The organism is Streptomyces sp. HUAS 15-9, assembly GCF_025642155.1.
Lineage (GTDB): Bacteria > Actinomycetota > Actinomycetes > Streptomycetales > Streptomycetaceae > Streptomyces.
The window spans coordinates 5,911,312-5,932,571 of the sequence record NZ_CP106798.1; the positions used below are offsets into that span (position 1 = coordinate 5,911,312).

Genomic DNA, 21,260 nt, shown 5'->3' on the forward strand with positions numbered 1-21,260 from the left:
TCCCGAAGGCAACGTGTCGGGCGACGGCCTCGTACGCCTCGGCATCGTGCGGCCCGATGCGGCTCTGAAGCCGGCTGAACTGATCGTGTCGCGCCTCGCGGCAGAGGCGCTGATGCCCGCCGAGACGTCGCAAGAGGGCAAGAGCACTCGCCGCAACCGGTCTGTCGCCTGACCACTTTGCGTCGGAGTCCCCGGCCGGTTGCGGTTGGAGCAGGCTCCCGCGACTGGCCGGTCCTGCCGCACGGCCTTCCCGCGCAGGCGGAAGGCGTTGACGCCAGCCGGGCAGCGACAGGTTTTACGGTGATTTGTCTTTCGGTCGGGCTCTTGCGTGGGCGGCGAGTGTAGCCACAACCGTTACCGCGGGTGTGTCCGAAAGAGGCCTGACGGGTACCGCGCCATGGCGGCTGTGACGTCCAACCCCGTCCGTGCGCTGGACTAGTAGGGCTTGGTCATCTTGCTATCGGTGCGGGTATGTCGCGGCGGCAGGTGGGGCAGGCGCCGGTCCAGAGGGCGAGGAGTGTCTGCAGTTCACGGACGATCTGGTAGAGACTCAGACCGCCGCTGTGTCTTTTGGGGCGCGAGCCATGCGCCTGAGGGTGCAGAAGGCATGGGCGGCGGAGACGAGGGTGACATGGTGGTGCCAGCCGCCCCAGGTGCGGCCTTCGAAGTGGGCAAGTCCCAGGGCCTGTTTCATCTCCCGGTAGTCGTGCTCGATGCGCCAGCGCAGCTTGGTCAGCCGCACCAGGGTGGCCAGTGGCATGCCGGAGGGCAGGCTGGACAGCCAGAACTGCACCGGCTCGCTCTCGGTGGCGGGCCTCGGCCAGCAGCCAGCGTTCAGGCAGCTCGGGAGCGTCCGTGGTCTTGCGTAGGCCCCGTCCGGCGGGCCGGACCCTGAGGGCGACGAACCGCGAGTACATGCGCTTGAAGCCGTTTCGGCCCGTGCCCGGCCGGGAGCCTACCCGCCAGGAAACCGGCCGTGCAGCCGCCCGGTTACCGCGATGACCAGGTCTTTCACCGTCTGCGCAGGGTCGGGGTACTGCGCTTTCGGTGGCGGCCGGTGCCCGCGTAGGGGGCTGGACGGGCCGGGCGTCGGCCGGATGGGCGGTGTGGCGGCAGGAGATCCCGACCGCATAGGGCAGGCTGCGTTCCTCCAGCCCCAGACGGAAGGCGGCGGCATCGCCGTATCCGGCATCCGCCACGACCAAGGGGACATCGACGCCCCACGACCGGGTTTCGTCGATCATGTCCAGGGCCAGCTGCCACTTCTCCACATGCCCCACCTGGGCGGGGATGCCGCAACGGCCGCGGCGGGCGACCTTGGCCGCATCCGCCTGTCCAGAGGCCGGATCCCATGAAGCGGGCACGAACAGCCGCCAGTTCACTGCGGCCGAGGCCTGCTCACGGGCCAGGTGCAGCGACACTCCCACCTGGCAGTTGGTGACCTTGCCCGCGGTGCCGGTGTACTGCCGCGACACACACGCAGACGCGTCCCCGTCCTTGAGGAAGCCGGTGTCGTCAACGATCAGCGCCTCCGGACCGATCGCCTCGTGCATCCTCCAGGCCAGCCGGGCCCGCACATGCGCCGGATCCCACGGGCTGGAGGTGATGAAGTGCGCCAGCGCCTGCCGGTTGCCGTCCTCGCCGAGGCGGGCTGCCATCGGCTCCACCGACTTACGCCGCCCGTCCAGCAGCAGCCCTCGCACATACGCCTGTCCCCACCGCCGCTGGTCCGCACGGAAGAACCCGTCGAACAACTCCGCCGCGAACGCCTCCAGGTCCCCCCGGGCCTCGGTCATCTCCTCAGGTGTCACACCACGACAACGCCACCCACGAGGCAACAGACACGCCACTCAGGAGTGAAGATGACCAAGCCCTACTAGTTGGTTGCAGGGAAATGCGTAGTCGGGCGCCCCTGCCGTGCCTGGATCACGCGGAGTCGCACCCTCACCTGCCGCTGATGGTTTTCAGCCACCTGTCCGATGTACGGTGCCGGGACAGCAAGGCCGGAAAGGGAAAGAACAGCCTTGACGACGATCCAGCACAGCCGGGCGGGAAGACGGCAGGCCATGCGCCGGATCCGCCCCCGGCGTTCGCCCGCGACACCCCTCCTCGTGCTCTCCTGGACGGGTGCCGCCGCCGTGCTCTGGCTCTGGTGGCACAACACTCCCGCCGTCGCCGCGACCACCGCCGACCGGATGGTGAACGCGGGCCGGATCACCGGACTGCTCGCCGGCTATGTGATCGCGCTGGTGATCGCCCAGATGGCGCGCATCCCGGCCCTCGAACGCCGGGTCGGGTCCGACCGTGTGGTCCGCTGGCACGCGCGAACCGGCCGTTACGCACTGTGCCTGACCCTCGCCCACGTCGTGCTGATCCTGTACGGATACGCGCTGCAGGCGGACACCGGCATCGTGGCGCAGACGGTCTCCGTCGTCACCGACTACCCCAGGATGATCGAAGCGGCCGCAGGAACGCTGCTCCTGCTCCTCGTCGGCTTCGTGTCCGCCGGTGCCGTGCGCCGCCGTATGCGCTACGAACTCTGGTACTACCTGCACCTGCTCACCTACGCCGCGGTCTACCTCGCCTTCTGGCACCAACTCGCCACGGGCAATGAGTTCGTCGCCGACGCCACCGCCCGTACGGCCTGGTACGCCCTGTACGTCGTGGTGGGCGCCCTGCTCCTCTGGTACCGGGCGCTCACCCCGGTGCGGCTCAACCTGCGGCACCGCATGCGGGTCGAGTCGGTCGTGCAGGAGGCTCCGGGCGTGGTCTCCGTGCTGATCCGGGGCCGGCGGCTGCACCGTCTGGGCGCCGAGGCGGGCCAGTTCTTCCGCTGGCGGTTCCTCGCCAAGGGGCTGCGGTGGAGCGCCAACCCGTACTCACTCTCCGCCCCGCCCCGGCCCGACCTGCTGCGGATCACCGTCAAGGCCGTCGGCGGGCACAGCGCCGCGCTTGCCGGGCTGCGGCCGGGCACACGCGTGTGGGCCGAAGGGCCGTACGGTGCTATGACCGCCGCTCGCCGCAGTCGCGGCAAGGTGCTGCTGCTCGCGGGCGGAGCGGGTATCACGCCGCTGAGGGCGCTGTTCGAGACACTGCCCGGTGCACCGGGAGACCTGACCCTGCTCTACCGGGCCCGCACGGCCGAGGAACTGGCGCTGCGGGACGAACTGGAGGAGATCGCGGACGAACGAGGGGCCCAGTTGCTGTACGCGGTCAACAGCCCGGACGGTCGACGACCCGCGATCACCGCGAAGATGCTGCGCAGGATCCTGCCGGACATCGCCCGTCACGACGTGTACCTGTGCGGGCCGCCGGGACTGGCCGAGGAGTCGTACGCCGCACTCCGCGAGGCCGGCGTCCCGCACCGCCGCATCCACCACGAGTCCTTCGAGTTCTGAGCGAGCCTGTGACACCTCGTATCCCCGACGCGCTGGGAGTCCTGTGAGGAAGAAGCATCCTTTTCGCCACGCGCTGCTGGCCACAGTCGGCACCGTCTCCGGCATTGTGCTGCTGCTCGCGCTCAAGCCGACCACGGACCCGTCGCCGGCGCGGGCCGGTGGCCCCACGGCCGGGATCACGGCGGTGGCATCCGAGTCCCCCTCCGTGCCGGCGTCCCCTTCCTCCTCCCCGTCCACGTCGGCCTCGCCGTCGAAGGCGCCCAGGAAGAAGCACGCCCAGCCCTCGTCCAGCATGAGCGCGTCGCCGCCGCGCCGGGTGTCGGCCGCTCCGGCGAAGACCAGCAGCGCCCCCTCCGCCCCGAAGACCACGTCGGCCGCGCCCACCACGCGCTCCGTCACCGGCGCCACGGCCCAGACGAAGTACGGTCCGGTCCAGGTGCGGATCACCCTCAGCGGCAGCAGGATCACCGGGGCGACAGCCGTCCAGTCTCCCGACGAGACGGCGCGGAGCAAGGACATCTCCTCCATGGCCGTCCCCAAGCTCAACCAGGAGACCCTTGAGGCGCAAAGCGCGAACATAGACACGGTGTCCGGCGCTACGTACACCAGCGCGGGGTACAAGCAGTCCCTGCAGAGCGCCCTGGACCGGGCCGGTGTCTGAGCCGGACAGGGCTCCGAGCCAACAGGCCACTGCGGTACTGGGCGACAAACAAACCCCAGGTCGCCGACCTGGGGAGGCGGACGATCGGCGCGGCCTCAAGCAACGGGCGCAGGGTGAGGTGCGCATCGTGCCGATTCCGCCTCCGCTTGTGCGTCTGCTCCGGGACCACTTGAAGGAGTTCGGTACGGCGAAGGACGGGCGGCTGTTCTCCAGCGAACGGGGCAGCGTGATCGCGGCCTCGTCCTACTCCCGTGCATGGAAGCAGGCTCGGGAACCGGCGCTCGTCCCCGATCAGGAGGCCTCGGCCCTGGCCAAGTGCATCGACGGCCAGGAGCAGGAGATGAATGACCGGATCATGCAGGGACTGGGGGAGGAGGACGACACCGCGGACTGATACAACGGCGCTACTGGCGAACAGGAGCCCCAGACGAGACATCCGCCGGCCGGAGCAGTGGAACCCGGCGCCCACCCGACGCGACAGCCGGGCTGGCCTGCCCGTCACGAGCCTGAAAAGCCGAAACGGCCCGCCGGATGACTCGACGGACCGTCACGAAGATCGAGGCTAGGGGGCCGACACCCCGTACAGGGTGCGCCTATAGCGACCAGGGAACTCCGTCAGCGACCACAGTTGTCGGTTGTTGGTCCGCAGCCAGTAGAGATCCTGGACGCCCACACCCGCCTGGTACCTGAGCGGGGCGACGTTGGGCCGGTCGACGTAGAGGGTGCCCAGTGCGTGGCGGGTGTTGCTCGCGGTGAAGTAGTAGACGCCGTTCCACGAGACGCCACCCTGGATGTAGGGGCCGGGCTGTGTGTATACCGCGGTGGCCCTGGCCACACCTGAGGCGTCGTGTTTCAGGCAGCCGTTGGTACAGTTGCCCGTCTCCATCGTCCACCGGGCCGTCTGGCCCGGGCACCCGCTCGAGTCGGGGTTGCCGTTGCAGAATTCCCCCGTGAGCATGGTCGGCGGTGAGGTGCTGCGGTCCAGTCCCGTGTAGTCGTAGCAGGGCTGGCTCTTCTTGTTGGAGGTGCAGCGCGGGGCCAAGTTCCCCCCGTTGGGCAGTTGCGTCTGCCACTGGCCGATCAACGGCAGCACGTACCGGTAGCCGTAGGTGCCATAGGTGCCGTCGCTCCGGCGACCGAAATGGGTGGCGCTCCGATCCCATGCGGAGCTCTGCTGCATGTCCCACAAGTTGCGCATGTCGAAGACGAGCAGGCCGGTGGCGCGGTCCGCGACCAGCAGGTAGTCGTGGTACCAGAGCAGGCCCCCGGCATGGGTGGCCACGTTCTCCCAGTCGGGCTTGCCCCCCTTCATGACCGGCCGGACGAACAGGACGTGCCGGTATTGCGGCGACGTACCGGCTTGCGGCTCCTCGTTGAGGAAGGTCACCCTGGACCGGCTGTCGCCGGAATGGTGCCAGGTGAAGGCGAAGGCCCGGGAACCGTCGACGGTGCCGCCCTGCTGGGCGTCCGAGGTGCCGCTGACGCCCTGTGGCATCCAACGGGTAGTCCGTGCATCGGAGTTGGGGGCGGCGTCCTGCAGGCAGAACCAGTTCACGGGGTTGACGCCGTCGTAGAGCGCGCCGTTGTCCTGCCGGCTCCTGGCCCTCGGGCACCTCTGGGTCGCCGTGCGGTTGGCGGCCAACAGCAGCTCGTTGAGCTTGGTGTACGTGTAACCCGACCGGAATTTCAGGGCGGTGCGCAGGCTGGAGATCGCGTTGGCGTAGTTGTCGGGCTGCCACTTCACCACCCAGTTGCCGGTGGTGGACTGCATCGGCGCGGCCGCCTGCGCCGCCGGACGGTCGGGGGCTCCGGCGGCTGGTTCCCCGGGCGGCCGTGCCGCCGCGATCAGCGGCAGCACCACAGCTGCGGATGCCGCAGCCAAGGTGAGTCGATAGGTGCGTGTACGCAAGGGGCCTCCTCGTCCGTGCCGCTTCCGTGTGGGGCGGAGCCGGGCCGCATTGCGCGGCCCGACCGAGGCTTCCCCTCCCGAGCACCGCCGCCTGCCCGTTCGGGGCAGATTTGACCCGCTTTCCGTACATCCGCGTGGGCTGTGGGAGTGTCGTGGTCCAATACTGCGGAGCACGGGCTCGTGCACAGGCGGGGCCCGGATGTGTCGCGCGTGTCAGCCTACGGGCGTACCCGGTACCGGGATGAACCGGTCTCCGCAGAAAGCCGCGATGTTGTAGGCCCTGAACGGGTCATCCTTGTTGATGGTGCACACGGCCTGGTAGACGGTGCCGTTCGCGGCCAGCAGGTCCACGTAGAGGCTGTTGGGCTTCTTGGGGGCAGGGGGAGTGGCTCCGCTCTCGGTGTACCCGAGAGCGGCATCCACCACGCAGCTCGGTGCGTACGGGATCGCGGCGAGATTGATCCAGTCTCCCTCGGCCCGGCTGTCGTTGAAGAACGCACGTCCTTCGGTGTCCGTCGTCACGCGGAACTGCGTGCCCGCGAATTCCCCGTCGTCCACGACGACCGAGGCGAGATCGCGACTTGTCACGCACTTGTTGCCGCCTTTCTCGAAGGCGCCGGAGCCGACGTGGCTGTCCATGCGGACCGCGTTCTGGGCGGCCGCGGGCGGGGCGACGAGAACCCAGGAAAGGACCGTTCCTGTCACCGCGAAAAGCCCACTGAGGCGCCACGCGTAACCCCTGCGGCCGCCGGATCGACACGATTTCTTAACTTCGGGCACTGTCGGGCTCCTCATTTCTGATCACTGGGCATCGCCTCACCTGCCCAACGCCTTCTCGCTTTCGTGGCGAGGTTCCCACAGTGACCACGAGTGTCAGCGGGACGATTCGGCTCGATCGGTAATTCGTGTCAAGGGATTCCGCCGAACGGATCCAGGCCTTGTCGCCACCATCAGCAGATTTTCGTTGCGTGCTGGACTGCCGGTTCACCACCGCCGCTCGGGCATTGGAGGGATCGTGCGCCGACATTCGGGTGTGTGGCGGCGGCGCTTGCCTCTTTGCCGCGGGCGATGCCGGTGGACTGGGACTAATCCATGTGAAGGCGGTTTTCAGAAGGAGGAATATCCGATGCGCTTTCCGCGGCGTCTGGTGTGGGGTGCGCTCGCGTCGCTCCTGCTGATCGGCTCCACACCGGCCACAGTCCAGGCCGACGCGGCCCGTACGTCCCACGGCGGCGACTGCCCGGTGCAGAACCGGGTCAGGGTGGTGAACAACGCACCTACTGTCAAGCAGGTCTACTACCACGGCGACTGGCGCCTCGGACCGAAGGACCTTCCCAGAACCGGTCGGATCGGCGAGATCCTGCGCGGCTACAACCGACTGGGCGGGAAGCCGCAGGACGCTTTCTTCCAGTGCTACTGGCAGACGAACCTTCCGACAGGGCAGTCCGGCTGGTGGTTCCCCAGCAACAGCGGCTTCGTCATCAGGAACCAGCAACCGGTCGAACGACGCGTCACCCTCCGCGCGGGCACACTGCTGGACCTCTTCGGCAGGGGCGACTCCGGTCACTTCCTGGCGGCGGCGGGTACCCCCTTCGGCGAGCGTGCGATTCCGCCGAGCAACCTCATCACTTTCGAAGCGGCCCACCCGAACAGCTATCACCTCTACCGGGTCGACCAGGACTTCACCGTCCAGGCCGGTCCCACGAGGCCCTGGTTCGCCCAGCCCGGCCTGGCCCTGCAATATGCGACAGTGCCCAGCGTCGGGCAGCTGAAGGAGGCCCACTACCTGACGGAGCTGCCAGTGACCTGACGTGAGGGGACCCGATGGTGCCCCGTCCGACGGTCGCTCCTGGCGGAGCCGGCGGTCACACTCATGACGGCCCGGAGACGGCCCAGCCACGGGGTCTGGCCGGCCCTGGCGCAGCCGGGTGCCAGGGAGATGGCCTGGTAGCGGGATGGGCCCCCTTCCCAGGCTGCAGCTGAACCGGTAGGCCGGGGGCGCGCAGCGGCGGGTTCGAGTCCCTGGGGGCGCATGACTGGGGCACAGAGAGATGTTTGCCGGAGCGCGAACCCGCCGCCTCTGGCGTGGCGGCCCTCGCGCGGACCTCGCCGGCGCCCGCCTCGACGCGCGTCGTGCGGCACGCCCTGATCCCGAGCAGCTCGCGCGCCGGCTGGTCGGCCATGCGCTCGGGGACATCGACGACGGATTGACCGACGTCGATCACAGCCCGGCGCTCCGACGAGGCGCTGCGCGGCGAGTGCCGGGCCCAGAGCCGGTCATACCTGCTTCAGGTGCTGAGTGAGGTGTTGGAACGCGGCCCAGCTCTGGGGGTCGGTTCCGTCTCCGAGCGGGTAGTGGAGGGCGGGTTCGGCCATCTGGTCGAGTCGGGTGGGAGTGGGGCCGAGCGGCGGGTGTCCGGCTCGGCCGCGGCCAATGCTCTTGATCTCGTCGTGGCCGAGAGTGAGCGCGACGGGGATGGGCGGAGCTTCGAGGTGTGGCGGCACGGTGAGGTCGCGGCGGGCTGTGCGGAGTGGTGACCACGCTCCTGGACCCCGCCCGCTACCCGGCCGCCGAACTGGCCGCCCTCTACCACCAGCGGTGGGAGATCGAGACCGCCTATTACGGGCTGAAGGTCACCCTGCGCGGAGCCAACCGCGTCCTGCGCTCGCGCACGGTGGACGGCGTCGAGCAGGAACTCTACGCGTTGCTGGTCCTCTACCAGGCCAGTCGCCGGGCCATCACGGAAGCCGCCACCACTGCACGTCTTGATCCGGACCGGCTGTCCCTGTCCATCGCCCTGCACACCGTCCGGCTCACCGTGATCAACGCCAGCACGTCAGACCCTGCAGCCCTGGCTGCGATCCTGGTCCCGGCCCGCAATCTCGCACCCGCCAGGCGTCGTTCCCGCACCAGCCCACGCTGCGTCAAGCGCACCCTCTCGCCTTACGCCTACAACAAGACCAAAGGAAGCGTCGGGCACAAGACGACAGTGACCACCGCCATCACGCTGACCAGCCGCTCCAGCATGATCGAACCGCCCTAACTTCCCGGTCTTGGCCTTTAGCCCCCAGCCCGCATTGGCCGGGGGCTTCGTCGTGTCTCGGCCGTGTACTTTCGGCCGCTGGTTGCTAGTTGCACCTGCCGGGTCGCGTCCCATTTCACGGATGGACGACTGTCGCAGGCGTCCCGTCCAGTTCGCGGTCTACGCATACGTCGTCGGGCTGCCGACTCTCGCGGTATGGGGGTTTTAGAAGAGGGACCGCGCCGGCTGGGAGGTGGGCAGCCGCGCTGCCTGTACTGCGGCCTGCCGGCGGATCGCGTGGCGACGCTGGAGCAGGACTGGGTGTTGCTTGAGCCGGACATGACTCCGCTGGCCCATACGGTGCCAGCGGAGCATCGGTGGATCGAGCTCTCCGACGGTCGGGTAACCGTCTATGGGGTGTGTCCGCCGGATCCGTTTCAACGGTGCCGTATCGAGCACCGGCTGGCCTGCTCGGCGCAACCGCAGCCGGATCTTTGGCCGTGGTTGACGACGCTGCGAGCGGAGAACGGGCGGCGAGTGGAGCGGCAGGCCGACCCGGAGCCGCCAGAGCCTCCGGAGGAATGGCCGGATGCGGGGTAACGGTCGCTTAAGGCAGACACGAAGCTGAGGGGCATCGACTTTCCAGGAGCCCACCGGCCTCTTCGTCATCTGACCAACGGAGGCCAATACTGTCCGCCGCTACCCGTATGAGCTCACCGAGCGGGGAAGGTCAGTCGCAGAACGATCTCGCCGTCGTCGATCTCGCCCGTAGGCTCGAACCCGAACTTTTGGTAGAAGGGCCACGGTTCGCCGTCGCCGGGATCGTAGCTGGTCAGCAACTCGGTGGCGCCGTCCGCGCGAACCAGGGCGGCGATCTGCGTGAGCGTCTCTCGGCCGATTCCTCGCCTCTGGTGCCGTTTGTCGACGAGGAGGCGCCAGATGAAGTGCCGCCCTTTGTAAGGACCAGCCGGCGGCTTCCACGACAGCATCACGAAGCCGACCGGCTCGTCGCCGCGGTACACGGCGCGGTACCAGGGATTGGCCTCTGGTTTCTTTGCCGCCTCCTTAAGCGACTTGGACACGGAGGCGACGAACTGCTTCTGGTTGCGTCGGACGCGGAGGGCACGAACGGCATCCCGGTTGTCGTCGGTGATCTCCCGGAGATGCACGGCTGGGGACTTCATGCCTCACCCCTTCCTGCATCCGCCGGCTGCGCCATCCCGGCCGACGCGAAGAGCCACCGCCGTGCGTCAGTCCGCTGCGTGCACGCAATGTCAAGGACGTCCGGTTGAACGTCTTCGCAGCGTATTCGGCGCAGTGGCTCTGGAGCGGGACTGGCACGCCGGGCTGTGTCCGCTCGGAGGTAGCTGCTTTGACCCGGGCAGACGCTCCAAGATCCTGTCCACAAATAGTCCACGGCCCCCGTCCTAGGGCCGCTCAGCGCTGCATATGGCTGCACATACGCGAAGACCCCGTCCTCAGCGTTCTCGCTGGTGGCGGGGTCTTTGGGCACCTTATAAGGGGTGCCCCCGGCAGGATTCGAACCTGCGCACACGGCTCCGGAGTGATTGCGCTGATGACCCCGCAGAACTCTCTGACGTGCGACGGAGTTCGCCAGAGGGCGCCAGGGACCCAGACTGTGTCGGAGGTGTGTCGGGGTGCGGGCATGGTGAGCCGGCTCAGCGCAGCTTCCCGCCAGGCTGGGCTCGCCAGGGACACGGAGCCGCCACCGACCACTGCTTAGGAGAGAGGCTGGGGCGCACGGATGGACCGGACCACCGCGCGTGGCGGGCGATGTACACCTCGCGGGATCATTTATCAGGAGACTCTTCCGACGCTTGCACGAGCATCCCTGACATTGTCCACGGCCTTCAACCAAGTTCCGTGACGATCAGGTGAAGCACCTCAGTTCTAGGCAGATTCGACGGACCGTAGCGCAGAGCGGATTTCAGGTCTGAGATAAGCATGGCGCGGAGAAATTGCGCGGCCTCCGGGGACAGCGGTGCGGCGGCGTCAGCGACCAGAGCCCGGGTTATTCCTCGGAGCGCATACGCATCCGCCAAGGTCGGATGGGAGGCCACCATCAAGTCGCAGACGACCAGCGCTTCTACTCCCTCACCCGCGCTCCACAGCAGTCGATTGAGCTGGGCATAATAAAGGAAGTTACCTGCGATGGACAGCGCCTTGCGGGCGTTCGTGATCGCCGCCTCAGGATCGCCGAGGCGTTCGTATACCGCCGCCAGGTTGCCATAGCCGGCAGATGCCCCTGGTTCTGCCTCGATCGCCTGGTGGGCGTACCGGAGCGCCGCCGGATCGTCGCCAAGGCTACTAGCTGCCGCCAGACGTTCGGTGTAGTAATTAACCCGAGGCCCCGATGGAGTGTCGCCGTTCAGCAGCGCGGCGGCCCGACTCAGCTCGGCGTCCGCAGCCTCCGAGTCGCCAGCCTCGTTGTAGGAACGGGCGATGAGGATGTGAGCTCGAAGTTCGTCATCCTGCGTAATGTTTTCGGTGAGCAGTTGCTGCGCAGCGCGCCGCCCCTCCGAGTGGAGCCCGAGATTGAGCAATCCCCATGCAGCGGTGAGACGCATATGGCTCTCGGCAGGGGCAGCCTCTGGGAAAGGTAGCCGAATTCCGAGCTTGGCCGCAATGGCGCGTAAGGTGTCGCGAACCTCAACCAAAGAAGGGCGGGCTTGCGGTGCCTTCGCGAGCATCGTGGCTACCAGCTCCGCGAATGCAGGCGGGGTACCAGTGCGGACTGCCTCCAGCCGCAGCGGCTGGCGATATAGGTGGCGCAGGAGGTAGTCCGCCGGGGTGGATGGCAGGCCGTAGGCGGGGGTGCCAGTGGCCAGCTCATGGGCGATACAACCGATGGCATACACGTCGCTCTCGGGCTGCGCTCTGCCAAGGGTGATCTGCTCAGGAGCCATATAGAGGGGGGTGCCGCCACCGACCGACACGCCGGTCCCGGCCGTGGTGGCGTCGATGAGGTGGGGCGTGTCAGGTGAGCGCCCATCAAACCGTTTGTCAGACTTGGCTATATGCGACAGGCCAAGATCTGTGATCTTTGCGGTACCGCTCTCATTGATCAGTACATTTTCTGGCTTGAGGTCGGCATGCACGAAACCTGGAATCTTCTCGCGTACATATACGAGGCCGTCAGCAATGCCAATCAAGATTGCCAGCGTCGTCTTCAGGCTCGGCGGATTGTCCCGGAGTAGGTCGCGGAGCGATCATGAACGCGATCCTGTACGTGGACCGCACCGGGGTGCAGTGGCGCTACCTGCCGCACGACTTCCCGCCCTGGGAGACCTGCTACGGCTACTTCGCCAAGTGGCAGAAGAAGTGGCGTGTTCGCCCAGCTCACCGGCGTACTGCGCAGGCTGTTACGGCAGCAGGAGGGCAAGCGTGCGGAGCCGTCCGCGTGCGTCATCGATGCCCAGAGCGTGAAGACCTCCACCAGCGTCCCGGCCGCCGGCCAGGGCACCGACGCGGCGAAGCAGACATCCGATGCGGAAGAACTGTCAAGCGGCATCCGCTAGTTGAGTGTCTGATGGGGCGGCGAAGGCCACCGTTTCGCTGTAGTGGACGCGGTGGGTGAGGCAGTGGTGGAGGCAGCCGAGCATGCGGTTGAAAAGGTTGCGCTGAGCGGCGGTGTGGCGGTCTCCGGCCTTGCGGCGGCGGTCGTAGTGGGCTCTGGCGCCGTCTGAGTGGGCCATGGCGGCGAAGGCCCACACGTAGCCGACACCGGCCAGTCGCTGGTTCTTGACCCGGCGGGCAAGGACGGCCACGCTCTTGCCGGAGGCCCTGGTGATCGGGGCCGAACCGGCGTAAGCCTTGAGGCTTTTCGCGTCGGCGAAGCGGGATCGGTCGTCGCCGATCTCGGCGAACACCCGGGCGCCGCTGAGCGCGCTGAGCCCTGGGAAGCCGGTGATGATCTCGGCGTCCGGGTGCTGCTTAAAAGACTCCATCGCGGCCTCGGCGAGGTCGTCGGCGCTGGCGCAGGCGGCATCCAGCTGCCGCAGCAGGGCGAGGGTCTGGCGGCCCATGGCCTCTTCGACCAGCGGGAGCTGGCGCATCTGCGGGGCGCGCAGCGCGGTCTGGAGACGCTCTGCCTCTGCATCGATGGTGTTCTTGCGACCGGCCTTCTTCAGCAACGACCGCAACTGGGCGCGGGTCAGCTGGGCGGCCTGGCCGGGGGTGGGGGCGGCCGCAAGCAGGACGCGGGCGATGGGGTGGCAGACGCCCTCGCGGCGCACGCCGACGGAGGCGAGGAAGCCGGGGAAGTACGCGCGGAGGTGCGAGGTGAGCTTGTTGGCGGCCTGGGTGCGGTCCCACACGGCGTCCTGCTGAGCGCGGGCGAGGACCGCGATTGCCTGGGCGAGCTCGGAGTCGGCCGGCAGCTGGCGGTGGGCGGCGGCGTCGGTGCGCAGGATGTTCGCGAGTACCACGGCGTCGAGGTGGTCGGACTTCTTGCGGGAGACCGCATGCCGGTCGCGGTAGCGTGCTGCGGCCAGCGGGTTGATCGCGTAGATGGGGCGGCCGGTCGCGCGCAGGCAGGCGACCAGCAGCCCGCGGGAGGTCTCGATGGCCACCGGAATGGGAGCTTCGGCGCTGTCGCCGTGCTCGGTAAGCATCTGCAGGAGGTGGGCCAGGCCGTCGGCGTTGTCGTCGATACGGGCCTTGTCCAGTAAGGATCCGGCGTTGTCGACCAGGACGACGTCGTGGTGGTCGCTGGCCCAGTCGATGCCGCAGAACACGCTCAATACGGTTCACGTCCTCTCGGGTGAGTCGCGTATTTTGGCTGGTCACAGCCGTGCGGGGCACGCGTCTCCCTAATGGCAGGGCTCGATGGCCCGTCATCCGATTAGCCGTTCGTGACCCCAGCGACCTGCAGGGTCCTCAGTCTTGAGAAGAGCTCGATGGCTCCTGAACAGGTCAGAGGTGATCCCTGCGAGCGGCTCGGACCATGAACGTCAACGGTCTGATCATGTGATCGGTCACGTTGCCGACCACGAGCGCCAGCACCCGCCGGTCTTTTCAGGGGCTCAAGCCCGGATCAACGGAGGGCATCGTGCTGACGCCGGTGTCCGGCAACGTGACCGGGACGGCGGGAGAAGCGGCGGCTCGACTCTGCATTCAAGGGGTCCTGGCCCCGGGAACCCACGACGAGTACAACCCGTCCCTCCCGCCATCGATCGGAGTCAGAACCATCGAGCCACTCTCGATTTCAGGGTTCATCCACCTGGGTCAGGACGAGGCTTCTCCGGCTCCAACTGCTGCCCATTAGATCGTGGGCCGCAAGCGGAGCATCGTCACCGACACCCTCGGACTACTGCTCGCGGTACTGGTCACGGCCGCGAGCGTGCAGGACTCCGCAGCAGGAACTCACCTGATCGACCAGGTCGCGGCCGCTCACCCCACCATTCGCAAGGTCTGGGTCGATGGCGGCTACCGCCAGCACCTCGTCGAGCACGCCGCTCAGCTCGGCATCGACATGGAAATCGTCCAACGCACCCCCGGGACCAGGGGGTTCACTCCGCTGCCTAAGCGCTGGACCGTGGAGCGCACGTACGGATGGCTGATGTTCCACCGCCGCCTGGCGCGCGACTACGAGACCCTGCCCGCCCGCTCCGAAGCCATGATCCACCTCGCCATGACCGACCTGATGGCCCGCCGCCTCACCGGCGAAGCCACCATCTCCTGGCGCGACCCGACACCTGGGGATCAAACACCAATTCCGGGATGAAACATCGGGAGAAAACGACCTCTCAGTGGGCGTTCAGGTATGCCTCATGCCGGTATGCGAGTTCTGTCGCTGTGTCAGTTTGAGGTCTTTCGGCGGATCAATGCGCTTCATCACTTCAAGACTTCCGGACCTGCCCGCCCGTTTCGCTCGGCTTCGATCCTCGAAGCGTGTCTGACGTAGAGATGGCACGGAACCGCCCGATGATCACCGGAACCCGATCTTCCGTCACACCCATGATCCCTCTGGAACGTGAGCCAGCGGAAGCCGTACCCCAGCGACCTTTCCGACGCCCGATGGGCCCTAATCGAGCCGACGTTGACGGCCTGGAGAAAAGCCCGGCTCGACCGCAGACCCACCGGGCAGCTCTACCAAGGTCGACCTGCGCGACGTATTCAACGCACTCCTCTACATCAACCGCACGGGAATCCCCTGGAAATACCTCCCACACGACTTCCCGAACTACGGCACCGTCTACGCCTACTATGCCGCCTGGCGCGATGAGGGAATCCTCGCCCAGCTCAACTACGACCTGACCGGGCTCGCCCGCGTGAAGGAAGGGCGCAAGCCCGAACCCACAGGGTCCGTCATCGACACCCAGAGCGTGAAGACCTCCACCAACGTGCCCCTGACCAGCCAGGGAACGGACGCCGCCAAGAAGATCGTCGGCCGCAAGCGAGGCATACTCACCGATACGATCGGACTCATCCTCGCCGTGACTGTCACCGCCGCGAGCCTCTCCGAGAACGCCGTAGGAATACGTCTTCTCGACCAAGCCAAGAAGACGTATCCAACCATCGCCAAGAGCTGGGTCGACACCGGCTTCAAGAACGCCGTCATCGAGCACGGCGCACGTCTCGGAATCGACGTCGAAGTCGTCAACAGAAACCCCGGAGTTCACGGCTTTCACGTTGTCAAAAGACGCTGGGTAGTCGAGCGAAGCCTGGGTTGGCTTATGTTGCACCGGCGCCTTTCTCGCGATTACGAGACCCTTCCCGCCAGCTCCGAGGCCATGATCCACGTCGCCTCGATCGACAACCTCGCCAAGCGCATAACGGACGAGACGACACCAACCTGGCGAGGGACTTACTAGAATAGAAAGGGCAATTCGCCTAGATCAAATGCCCTCTAAGGACCGGGCTCAGCAGCGTGACGCTCCCGGTGGCGCCCCCGGCCGGAAGCTGAGGAGCCGGCCCCGGGCCCCGCCCCGGACTCCCGTACCGGCGCGGGGGCCCGGCGGCCGCTGTATGTCCGCTGTACGGGCCGGTCTATGGCGCGTGCGTACCGTCTGCCGAAAGGAGGAGGGGAACTCATGATGCCGTCATTGAGCAAGGTCGCCGACCGGGTGCTCGAGCGTTTCGTGCCGAAGGCGTCCGCGTCCGCGGACACCAGCTGGTGGGAGTACTGCTACTGCACCGCCGACTGGCGCAAGATCTACCGCCTGTGTCACGTGGTGGGCGGACGAACCTCGTGCGGAAAGTGCGAGAACGTCCGCTACATCGGCTGCTGACAGAACACGAGTGCGGGGCGGGCGGCGCTGGCACGCGTCCGGGCCGTCCGCTCCCGTGCCCCACATACGAGGACTTCGCGCATGACCTACGTCGCTTTCGCATGCCGGATTCTCTTGTTCGGTGTCTTTCTGCTGGCGCTCGCCGGAAAGGTGCGCAGCAGGACCGCCTTCGCCTCGTTCGCCCGGTCGATCACTGACCTGCGGCTCTTTCCCCGGAAGGTGTCGAGGGCGGCGGCCGCCGCGGTGATCGCCGGAGAAGTCGCGGTACTTCTGCTGCTCGTGCCCCCGCGAACGGCGCCCCTGGGGCTGGCGGCCGCGGTGCTCCTGCTGCTCGCCTTCACCGCGGGCATCGTGGTGGCACTGCGCGGCGGACGCCGCGCCCCGTGCCGTTGCTTCGGAGCATCGGCCACTCCGCTGGGACCGCTGCACGTGGTCCGCAACCTGATCCTGGCCGGAACGGGCGCGGCCGGCTTCGCGGTGATGACCGCGCTGCCCGCCGCCGGATGGTACTCACGCCGGCGGCGGCGCGGTCGCGGCGGTCGCGGCGATCGTCGCGGCCCTGCTGGTCGCCCGGCTCGACGACCTGGCCGCCCTCTTCCGCACCGGCCGGCCGGCCCCGGTCGCCGCCCGTCCACGCGCCGTCCACAAGTGAGGTCCCCTTCATGCCTTTTCTGATTGCCGCCGTCGTCCTGGTCGGTGTGCTGTGCCTGTTCGACCTGCTCCTCACTTTCGCGGTGCTGCGCCGGCTGCGCGAGCACACCGCGGAACTCGAACGGCTGGCGGGTCGGCCCGGCTTCTCCTCGTACGACCCGGGCATGCTGGTGGGCCACCGGCTTCCGGAAGCCGCCCGGGCATCCGGCGCCACCCTCGTGGCCTTCTTCGACGCGCAGTGCGACACCTGCCACGACCACGCGCCGAAGTTCGCCGTCCGGGCCCGCCGGTACGGGGCGCTGGCGGTGGTGTCGGGCGACGGGGCGCGCGCCGACGAGCTGGTCGCCGCGGTGGGTCCGGACGCGGCGGTGATCCGAGGTGAGGACGCCCACGCCGTGGCCGACGACATGGGCATCCAGGCCTTCCCCACCTTCGTCCTGGTCGACGGGGAGGGGTCCGTGGTGCAGGCGTCCACCGAGCTGGCCGAGCTGCCCGAGCCGGCCCCGGCGGCGTGAGCGTGGAGAACGGACCGCAGGCCGGGCCCGCCGGGCGGGCGGTCACGGCGGGGCCGAGGCGGACCGTGCGGCACCTCGGGGTCGCCTGGTCGATGTGCTGGCGGGCGGGACCGTGGCACGCGCTGGCGTACTCGCTCGTCACCGTCGTCCTCGGCCTGCTGCCCACCGCCACGGCATGGCTGACGAAACTCGTCGTGGACGACCTGGCCGGCGGACGACCGGAACACATGCTGGAGTTGGCGGCGGGCCTGGCCGCCGTGGGCCTCGCGGCCGGTGTGCTGCCGCACCTGAGCGGTTACCTGCAGAACGAACTGGGCCGCCGGCTGGACCGCTTGATGCAGGACCGCCTGTACGGCGCCGTCAACCGGCTCCAGGGGCTGTCCCGGTTCGAGAACCCCGGGTTCCGTAACGACCTCAACATGGCCATGCAGGCGTCCGGGGGCGGGCTCGGCCCCGTCACCACGGGCCTGTTCGACACCGCGCGCAACGTCATCACGCTCGTGAGCCTGCTCGGGACGCTGGCGCTGCTGAGCCCGTCGATGGCCGCACTCGTCACGGTGGCCGCCGTCCCCGCGCTCCTCGCGCGGCTCTCCCTGTCCCGGCGCAGGGTCGGCATGCTCGCGGGAGTCTCCCCCGCGGTCCGCCGCCAGGTCTTCTACTCGCTGCTTCTCACCGACGTCCGCAGCGCGATGGAGACCCGGCTGTTCGGCCTCGGCGACTTCCTCAAGGGGCGCATGCTCACGGAGCTCGCGATCCGGCAGGAGGGCGAACAGCGGCTCGACCGCCAGGAGGCGCGGACGCAGTCCCTCCTCGCGCTGCTGTCCACAGTGGTCGCGGGACTGGGACTAGTGTGGGCGGTGCGGGCCGCCACGACCGGGACCCTGAGCGTGGGCGACGTGACGGCGTTCGTCGCCGCCGTGGCCGGTACCCAGGCCGCCCTGACCGGTCTGGTGGACAACGTCGCGATGGCGCACGAGGCGCTGCTCGTCTTCGGGTACCACGACAAGGTGATGTCGCTCCCCGACGACCTGCCGTCGGCGGACCCTTCGGGGCGACTGCCGGCCCTGCGCCGGGGCATCGAACTGCGCGGCGTCTGGTTCCGGTACGCCGAGGACCATCCGTGGATTCTCCGGGGCGTCGACCTGACCGTCCCGCACGGAACCGCGGTCGCCCTCGTCGGGCTGAACGGCGCGGGGAAAAGCACCCTGATCAAACTGCTCTGCCGTTTCTACGATCCGACCCAAGGGGCGATCTACTGGGACGGAGTGGACATCCGCGACGTGCCGCCGGCCGAACTGCGCCGTCGTATAGGCGTGTTGTTCCAGGACTACATGTGTTACGACCTGACGGCGGCGGAGAACATCGGCGTCGGGGAACTCCAGGCGCTCGACGACCGCCCGCGACTGCGCGAGGCCGCCCGGCTCGCCGATGCCGACGGCACCGTGGAGCGGCTGCCCCGTGGCTACGACACCATGCTCAGCCGCATATTCGCCGACCAGGCCGAGGACGACCCGCAGTCCGGGGTCGTGCTCTCCGGCGGCCAGTGGCAGCGGCTGGCGCTCGCCCGCACCCTGCTGCGCGACGACCGGGACCTGCTGATCCTGGACGAGCCCAGTGCCGGCCTGGACGCCCAGGCGGAGGCGGAGATCCACGCCCGGCTGCGCAAACACCGGGCGGGGCGCACCAGCCTGCTCGTCTCCCACCGGCTCGGCGCGGTCCGCGAGGCGGACGCGATCGTCGTGCTGGAGGGCGGCCGGATCGTGGAAAGGGGAACGCACGAGCAGCTCATGGCCGGGGAGGGCGAGTACGCGCGTCTGTTCGCCATCCAGGCCGAGGGCTATCGCGCCCCGGACGCCCCGGACGCACCCGAGGCCGTGGACGCCCCGGACGCACCGCAGGCCCCGGACGCACCGGCTCGTCCGGACGTGGCGGACCGGCCCGGGGCACCGGCGGCGGAGCCGTCGCACGCGGTCATATCGCCGATCGGCTGAGCACCGGCTCCCTGTAGCGGACCTGGTCGCGGGCGGCGAGCTCTCTCGCGTACAGGCCCGCGAGATCAGGCATCCGGAACCCCTCGCGCGCCACCGGAGTGAGCAGCCCGACGGTCACCAGGCAGTCCAGGGCCCGCTCAGTGGCCGGCAGGGCGGCGCCGATGGCCTCGGCGGCGCGCGTCGCGCTGAAGGGCGCCCCGAGGGTGCACAGCCGGCGGAACGCCCGTGCGGCGGCGCGGTGTTCGGGGTCGTGGGCCGACAGCTCCCGGTAGCTCCTGGCGTACGACGAGCGCATCGTCAGGTCGGCGACCCGTAATTCGTCGAGGGTGCGCGCCGGGTCGCGCAGCCGGGCGGCGAGTCCGGCGAGGCTCCCCTGCGGGCGGCCGGCGCAGCGGGCCCCCGCGATGCTGAGCGCGAGGGGGTTTCCGTGGCAGAGCCGTGCGATCTCCCGCGCCGCCCGGGGCTCCGCGGTGACGCGCGGGTCCCCGGCCAGCAGGGACAGCAGGCGGACGGAGTCCGTTTCGTCCAGGGGGTCCACCGGCACATGCACCGCGTCCAGCGCGGGCAGGACGCTCCGGCTCGTGACCAGCACCGCGCACCCCGGGCCTGCGGGCAGCAGCGGAAGGACTTGGCCGCGGTGGAAGGCGTTGTCGACGACCACGAGGACGCGCCGGCCCGCGACCATGGACTGGTAGTAGGCCGAGACCTCGGAGAGGGCGGTCGGCACGTCCGCCCTGGGCATGCCGAGCGAGCGGAGGAAGTGGCGCAGCACGGTGACCGGGGTCAGGGGGCCGGCGCCGGCCCGCGGGCTGTCGAGATCGACGTAGAGCTGGCCGTCGGGGTAGTCCGCGGCGGCCCGGTGGGCGACGTGCAGGGCCAGCGCCGACTTCCCGCGTCCGGCCGGCCCGTGCAGCACCACGACCGGCGCCCCGGCGGTCGTCCCGTCCCGGGTGCGCAGGGCGTCCCGCACCAGGGACGTCTCGTGCGCCCGTCCGGCGAACGGCCCGGGAGCCCGGGGGAGCTGGCGCGGCACCGTACCGGTGGCCGGGTGCGCGGGCCGCGCCGTCGTCAGGGCGGTGACCTCCCGGACGGACGTCGGATCCGGTTCCCGGCGCAGCACGGCCTGTTGGGTGCGGCACAGCTCCGGCCCCGGGTCCAGGCCGAGTTCGTTGCGCAGCGTTTCGCGGGCGTCGGTGAAGGCGGCGAGCGCGCCGGCCGTGTCGCCGCTGTGGTGCAGGGCGAGCATCAGGCGGCTGCGCAGCCGTTCGCGCAGGGGATGCTGGCGCACGGCCCGGCGCAGGGTGTCGACCACGGCCGCCCCGGTACCGCGCGCGAGTTCCACGTCCGCCTGTGCCTCGATCGCGCTCAGGTACCGCTGGGTGAGGTCCGCCGCGATGCCCTCCAGGGCGGGTCCTTTGACGACGTTCTCCAGTGGCGCCCCGTGCCAGAGTGCCAGGGCGCCGCCCAGTGCGCGGGTGGCCCCCGCCAGGTCGTGCCCGGCCGCCGCCTGCCGTGCCCGCTCGACGAGGGCCTCGAAGCGGGCGATGTCGGTCTCGCCGTCGTCCGTCCGGAGCGCGTAGCCGGAGCGGGACGTGATCAGCCGGGGGTGCGTGCCGTCCGCGGCGGGCGGCAGGAGCCGGCGCAACTGCATCACATACGTGCGCAGATTGGGCACCGCCGACCGGGGCGGGGTGCCGCCCCAGAGTTCTTCCACGAGGGCGGGCACGGAGACGACGCCGCCCCGGTGGGCGACCAGCATCGCGAGAATGGTGCGCTGTTTGTCAGCGGCTATACGGACGGTCTGGCCACCGTCCACTATTTCCAGCGGGCCGAGGGCCCGGAACTCGACGGTCATGCTT

18 protein-coding genes and 6 pseudogenes are annotated in these 21,260 nt (G+C 68.9%); 14 read left to right on the plus strand and 10 right to left on the minus strand.

Going from position 1 to position 21,260, the window contains the following annotated elements:
- Positions 1 to 13 precede the first annotated feature (13 nt).
- Positions 14 to 172: a hypothetical protein gene (locus N8I87_RS27390; protein ID WP_263212602.1), complete on the plus strand. Its 159-nt coding sequence runs from the start codon at positions 14 to 16 to the stop codon at positions 170 to 172.
- A 378-nt stretch (positions 173 to 550) separates the two neighbouring features.
- Here the strand turns inward: N8I87_RS27390 and N8I87_RS44470 are convergent, their stop codons facing one another.
- Positions 551 to 793 carry a transposase gene (locus N8I87_RS44470; protein ID WP_411577294.1) on the minus strand — a complete coding sequence of 81 codons (243 nt, stop codon included), beginning with the start codon at positions 791 to 793 and terminating at the stop codon, positions 551 to 553.
- A 67-nt stretch (positions 794 to 860) separates the two neighbouring features.
- Positions 861 to 1,796: pseudogene (locus N8I87_RS27395) on the minus strand (IS701 family transposase); the annotation flags it as partial.
- Positions 1,797 to 2,066: 270 nt separating this feature from the next.
- Between N8I87_RS27395 and N8I87_RS27400 the strand changes: the two are divergent.
- The 3 genes and pseudogenes from N8I87_RS27400 to N8I87_RS27410 form a co-directional block, all read left to right on the plus strand.
- Positions 2,067 to 3,398, plus strand: coding sequence for a ferredoxin reductase family protein (locus N8I87_RS27400; RefSeq protein ID WP_263216695.1), 1,332 nt, complete (start codon positions 2,067 to 2,069; stop codon positions 3,396 to 3,398).
- Positions 3,399 to 3,441: 43 nt separating this feature from the next.
- Positions 3,442 to 4,059 carry an FMN-binding protein gene (locus tag N8I87_RS27405; RefSeq protein WP_263212604.1) on the plus strand — a complete coding sequence of 206 codons (618 nt, stop codon included), beginning with the start codon at positions 3,442 to 3,444 and terminating at the stop codon, positions 4,057 to 4,059.
- Positions 4,060 to 4,129: 70 nt separating this feature from the next.
- A pseudogene (locus N8I87_RS27410) lies at positions 4,130 to 4,453 on the plus strand (tyrosine-type recombinase/integrase); the annotation flags it as partial.
- A gap of 168 nt (positions 4,454 to 4,621) precedes the next feature.
- On the opposite strand, the gene N8I87_RS27415 reads toward N8I87_RS27410, so the two are convergent.
- Positions 4,622 to 5,941: a hypothetical protein gene (locus N8I87_RS27415; protein ID WP_263212607.1), complete on the minus strand. Its 1,320-nt coding sequence runs from the start codon at positions 5,939 to 5,941 to the stop codon at positions 4,622 to 4,624.
- A 240-nt stretch (positions 5,942 to 6,181) separates the two neighbouring features.
- Positions 6,182 to 6,673 (minus strand): hypothetical protein, encoded by a 492-nt coding sequence (locus N8I87_RS27420; protein WP_263212610.1) that lies wholly within the window; start codon positions 6,671 to 6,673, stop codon positions 6,182 to 6,184.
- A gap of 421 nt (positions 6,674 to 7,094) precedes the next feature.
- Here N8I87_RS27420 and N8I87_RS27425 point away from each other — a divergent pair, with 421 nt between their 5' ends.
- The gene (locus N8I87_RS27425) at positions 7,095 to 7,778 is read left to right on the plus strand and encodes a TNT domain-containing protein (protein WP_263212612.1); all 684 of its coding nucleotides are present in this window, start codon (positions 7,095 to 7,097) and stop codon (positions 7,776 to 7,778) included.
- Positions 7,779 to 8,245: 467 nt separating this feature from the next.
- Here the strand turns inward: N8I87_RS27425 and N8I87_RS27430 are convergent, their stop codons facing one another.
- Positions 8,246 to 8,473: a DUF6177 family protein gene (locus N8I87_RS27430; RefSeq protein WP_263212614.1), complete on the minus strand. Its 228-nt coding sequence runs from the start codon at positions 8,471 to 8,473 to the stop codon at positions 8,246 to 8,248.
- Between the two features lie 29 nt (positions 8,474 to 8,502).
- On the opposite strand from N8I87_RS27430, the gene N8I87_RS27435 reads away from it, so the two are divergent.
- Together N8I87_RS27435 and N8I87_RS27440 are read left to right on the plus strand one after the other, a co-directional pair.
- Complete coding sequence (locus N8I87_RS27435) at positions 8,503 to 9,012, plus strand: transposase (protein WP_263212616.1); 510 nt, start codon at positions 8,503 to 8,505, stop codon at positions 9,010 to 9,012.
- A gap of 195 nt (positions 9,013 to 9,207) precedes the next feature.
- Complete coding sequence (locus N8I87_RS27440) at positions 9,208 to 9,591, plus strand: DUF6083 domain-containing protein (protein ID WP_263212617.1); 384 nt, start codon at positions 9,208 to 9,210, stop codon at positions 9,589 to 9,591.
- Between the two features lie 113 nt (positions 9,592 to 9,704).
- On the opposite strand, the gene N8I87_RS27445 is transcribed toward N8I87_RS27440, so the two are convergent.
- The 3 genes and pseudogenes from N8I87_RS27445 to N8I87_RS27455 all read right to left on the minus strand — a co-directional run.
- Complete coding sequence (locus tag N8I87_RS27445; RefSeq protein WP_263212619.1) at positions 9,705 to 10,175, minus strand: GNAT family N-acetyltransferase; 471 nt, start codon at positions 10,173 to 10,175, stop codon at positions 9,705 to 9,707.
- Between the two features lie 687 nt (positions 10,176 to 10,862).
- On the minus strand, positions 10,863 to 11,579 hold the full coding sequence (locus N8I87_RS27450; protein WP_263216697.1) for a tetratricopeptide repeat protein: 717 nt from the start codon (positions 11,577 to 11,579) through the stop codon (positions 10,863 to 10,865).
- An 81-nt stretch (positions 11,580 to 11,660) separates the two neighbouring features.
- Positions 11,661 to 12,206: pseudogene (locus tag N8I87_RS27455) on the minus strand (protein kinase domain-containing protein); the annotation flags it as partial.
- Positions 12,207 to 12,220: 14 nt separating this feature from the next.
- Here N8I87_RS27455 and N8I87_RS27460 point away from each other — a divergent pair.
- Positions 12,221 to 12,491, plus strand: a pseudogene (locus N8I87_RS27460) (transposase); the annotation flags it as partial.
- Between the two features lie 21 nt (positions 12,492 to 12,512).
- Here the strand turns inward: N8I87_RS27460 and N8I87_RS27465 are convergent.
- Positions 12,513 to 13,754 carry an IS110 family RNA-guided transposase gene (locus N8I87_RS27465; RefSeq protein ID WP_263212621.1) on the minus strand — a complete coding sequence of 414 codons (1,242 nt, stop codon included), beginning with the start codon at positions 13,752 to 13,754 and terminating at the stop codon, positions 12,513 to 12,515.
- Positions 13,755 to 14,278: 524 nt separating this feature from the next.
- Here N8I87_RS27465 and N8I87_RS27470 point away from each other — a divergent pair.
- The 6 genes and pseudogenes from N8I87_RS27470 to N8I87_RS27495 form a co-directional block, all read left to right on the plus strand.
- Positions 14,279 to 14,737, plus strand: a pseudogene (locus N8I87_RS27470) (transposase); the annotation flags it as partial.
- A 249-nt stretch (positions 14,738 to 14,986) separates the two neighbouring features.
- A pseudogene (locus tag N8I87_RS27475) lies at positions 14,987 to 15,827 on the plus strand (IS5 family transposase).
- 219 nt (positions 15,828 to 16,046) lie between these two features.
- Entirely contained in the window at positions 16,047 to 16,244 is a 198-nt protein-coding gene (locus N8I87_RS27480; RefSeq protein ID WP_031104392.1) for a hypothetical protein, read from the plus strand.
- A gap of 81 nt (positions 16,245 to 16,325) precedes the next feature.
- Positions 16,326 to 16,919 carry a MauE/DoxX family redox-associated membrane protein gene (locus N8I87_RS27485; RefSeq protein ID WP_263212625.1) on the plus strand — a complete coding sequence of 198 codons (594 nt, stop codon included), beginning with the start codon at positions 16,326 to 16,328 and terminating at the stop codon, positions 16,917 to 16,919.
- On the plus strand, positions 16,907 to 17,410 hold the full coding sequence (locus tag N8I87_RS27490) for a TlpA family protein disulfide reductase (RefSeq protein ID WP_031104389.1): 504 nt from the start codon (positions 16,907 to 16,909) through the stop codon (positions 17,408 to 17,410). Before N8I87_RS27485 ends, N8I87_RS27490 begins: the two co-directional genes overlap by 13 nt.
- Positions 17,407 to 19,401: an ABC transporter ATP-binding protein gene (locus N8I87_RS27495; RefSeq protein WP_317633496.1), complete on the plus strand. Its 1,995-nt coding sequence runs from the start codon at positions 17,407 to 17,409 to the stop codon at positions 19,399 to 19,401. The genes N8I87_RS27490 and N8I87_RS27495 overlap by 4 nt, the downstream gene beginning before the upstream one ends.
- Here N8I87_RS27495 and N8I87_RS27500 read toward each other — a convergent pair.
- On the minus strand, positions 19,382 to 21,256 hold the full coding sequence (locus N8I87_RS27500; protein WP_263212627.1) for an AfsR/SARP family transcriptional regulator: 1,875 nt from the start codon (positions 21,254 to 21,256) through the stop codon (positions 19,382 to 19,384). The genes N8I87_RS27495 and N8I87_RS27500 overlap by 20 nt on opposite strands.
- Positions 21,257 to 21,260 lie beyond the last annotated feature (4 nt).

What these genes read in the sequence shown, in the direction of transcription:
- N8I87_RS27400 (WP_263216695.1), top strand. Translation starts at nt 2,067, where the DNA reads ATGCGCCGGATCCGCCCCCGGCGTTCGCCCGCGACACCCCTCCTCGTG.
- N8I87_RS27425 (WP_263212612.1), top strand. Translation starts at nt 7,095, where the DNA reads ATGCGCTTTCCGCGGCGTCTGGTGTGGGGTGCGCTCGCGTCGCTCCTG.
- N8I87_RS27440 (WP_263212617.1), top strand. Translation starts at nt 9,208, where the DNA reads ATGGGGGTTTTAGAAGAGGGACCGCGCCGGCTGGGAGGTGGGCAGCCG.
- N8I87_RS27445 (WP_263212619.1), bottom strand. Translation starts at nt 10,175, where the DNA reads ATGAAGTCCCCAGCCGTGCATCTCCGGGAGATCACCGACGACAACCGG.
- N8I87_RS27450 (WP_263216697.1), bottom strand. Translation starts at nt 11,579, where the DNA reads ATGCGTCTCACCGCTGCATGGGGATTGCTCAATCTCGGGCTCCACTCG.
- N8I87_RS27480 (WP_031104392.1), top strand. Translation starts at nt 16,047, where the DNA reads ATGATGCCGTCATTGAGCAAGGTCGCCGACCGGGTGCTCGAGCGTTTC.
- N8I87_RS27485 (WP_263212625.1), top strand. Translation starts at nt 16,326, where the DNA reads ATGACCTACGTCGCTTTCGCATGCCGGATTCTCTTGTTCGGTGTCTTT.
- N8I87_RS27490 (WP_031104389.1), top strand. Translation starts at nt 16,907, where the DNA reads ATGCCTTTTCTGATTGCCGCCGTCGTCCTGGTCGGTGTGCTGTGCCTG.
- N8I87_RS27500 (WP_263212627.1), bottom strand. Translation starts at nt 21,256, where the DNA reads ATGACCGTCGAGTTCCGGGCCCTCGGCCCGCTGGAAATAGTGGACGGT.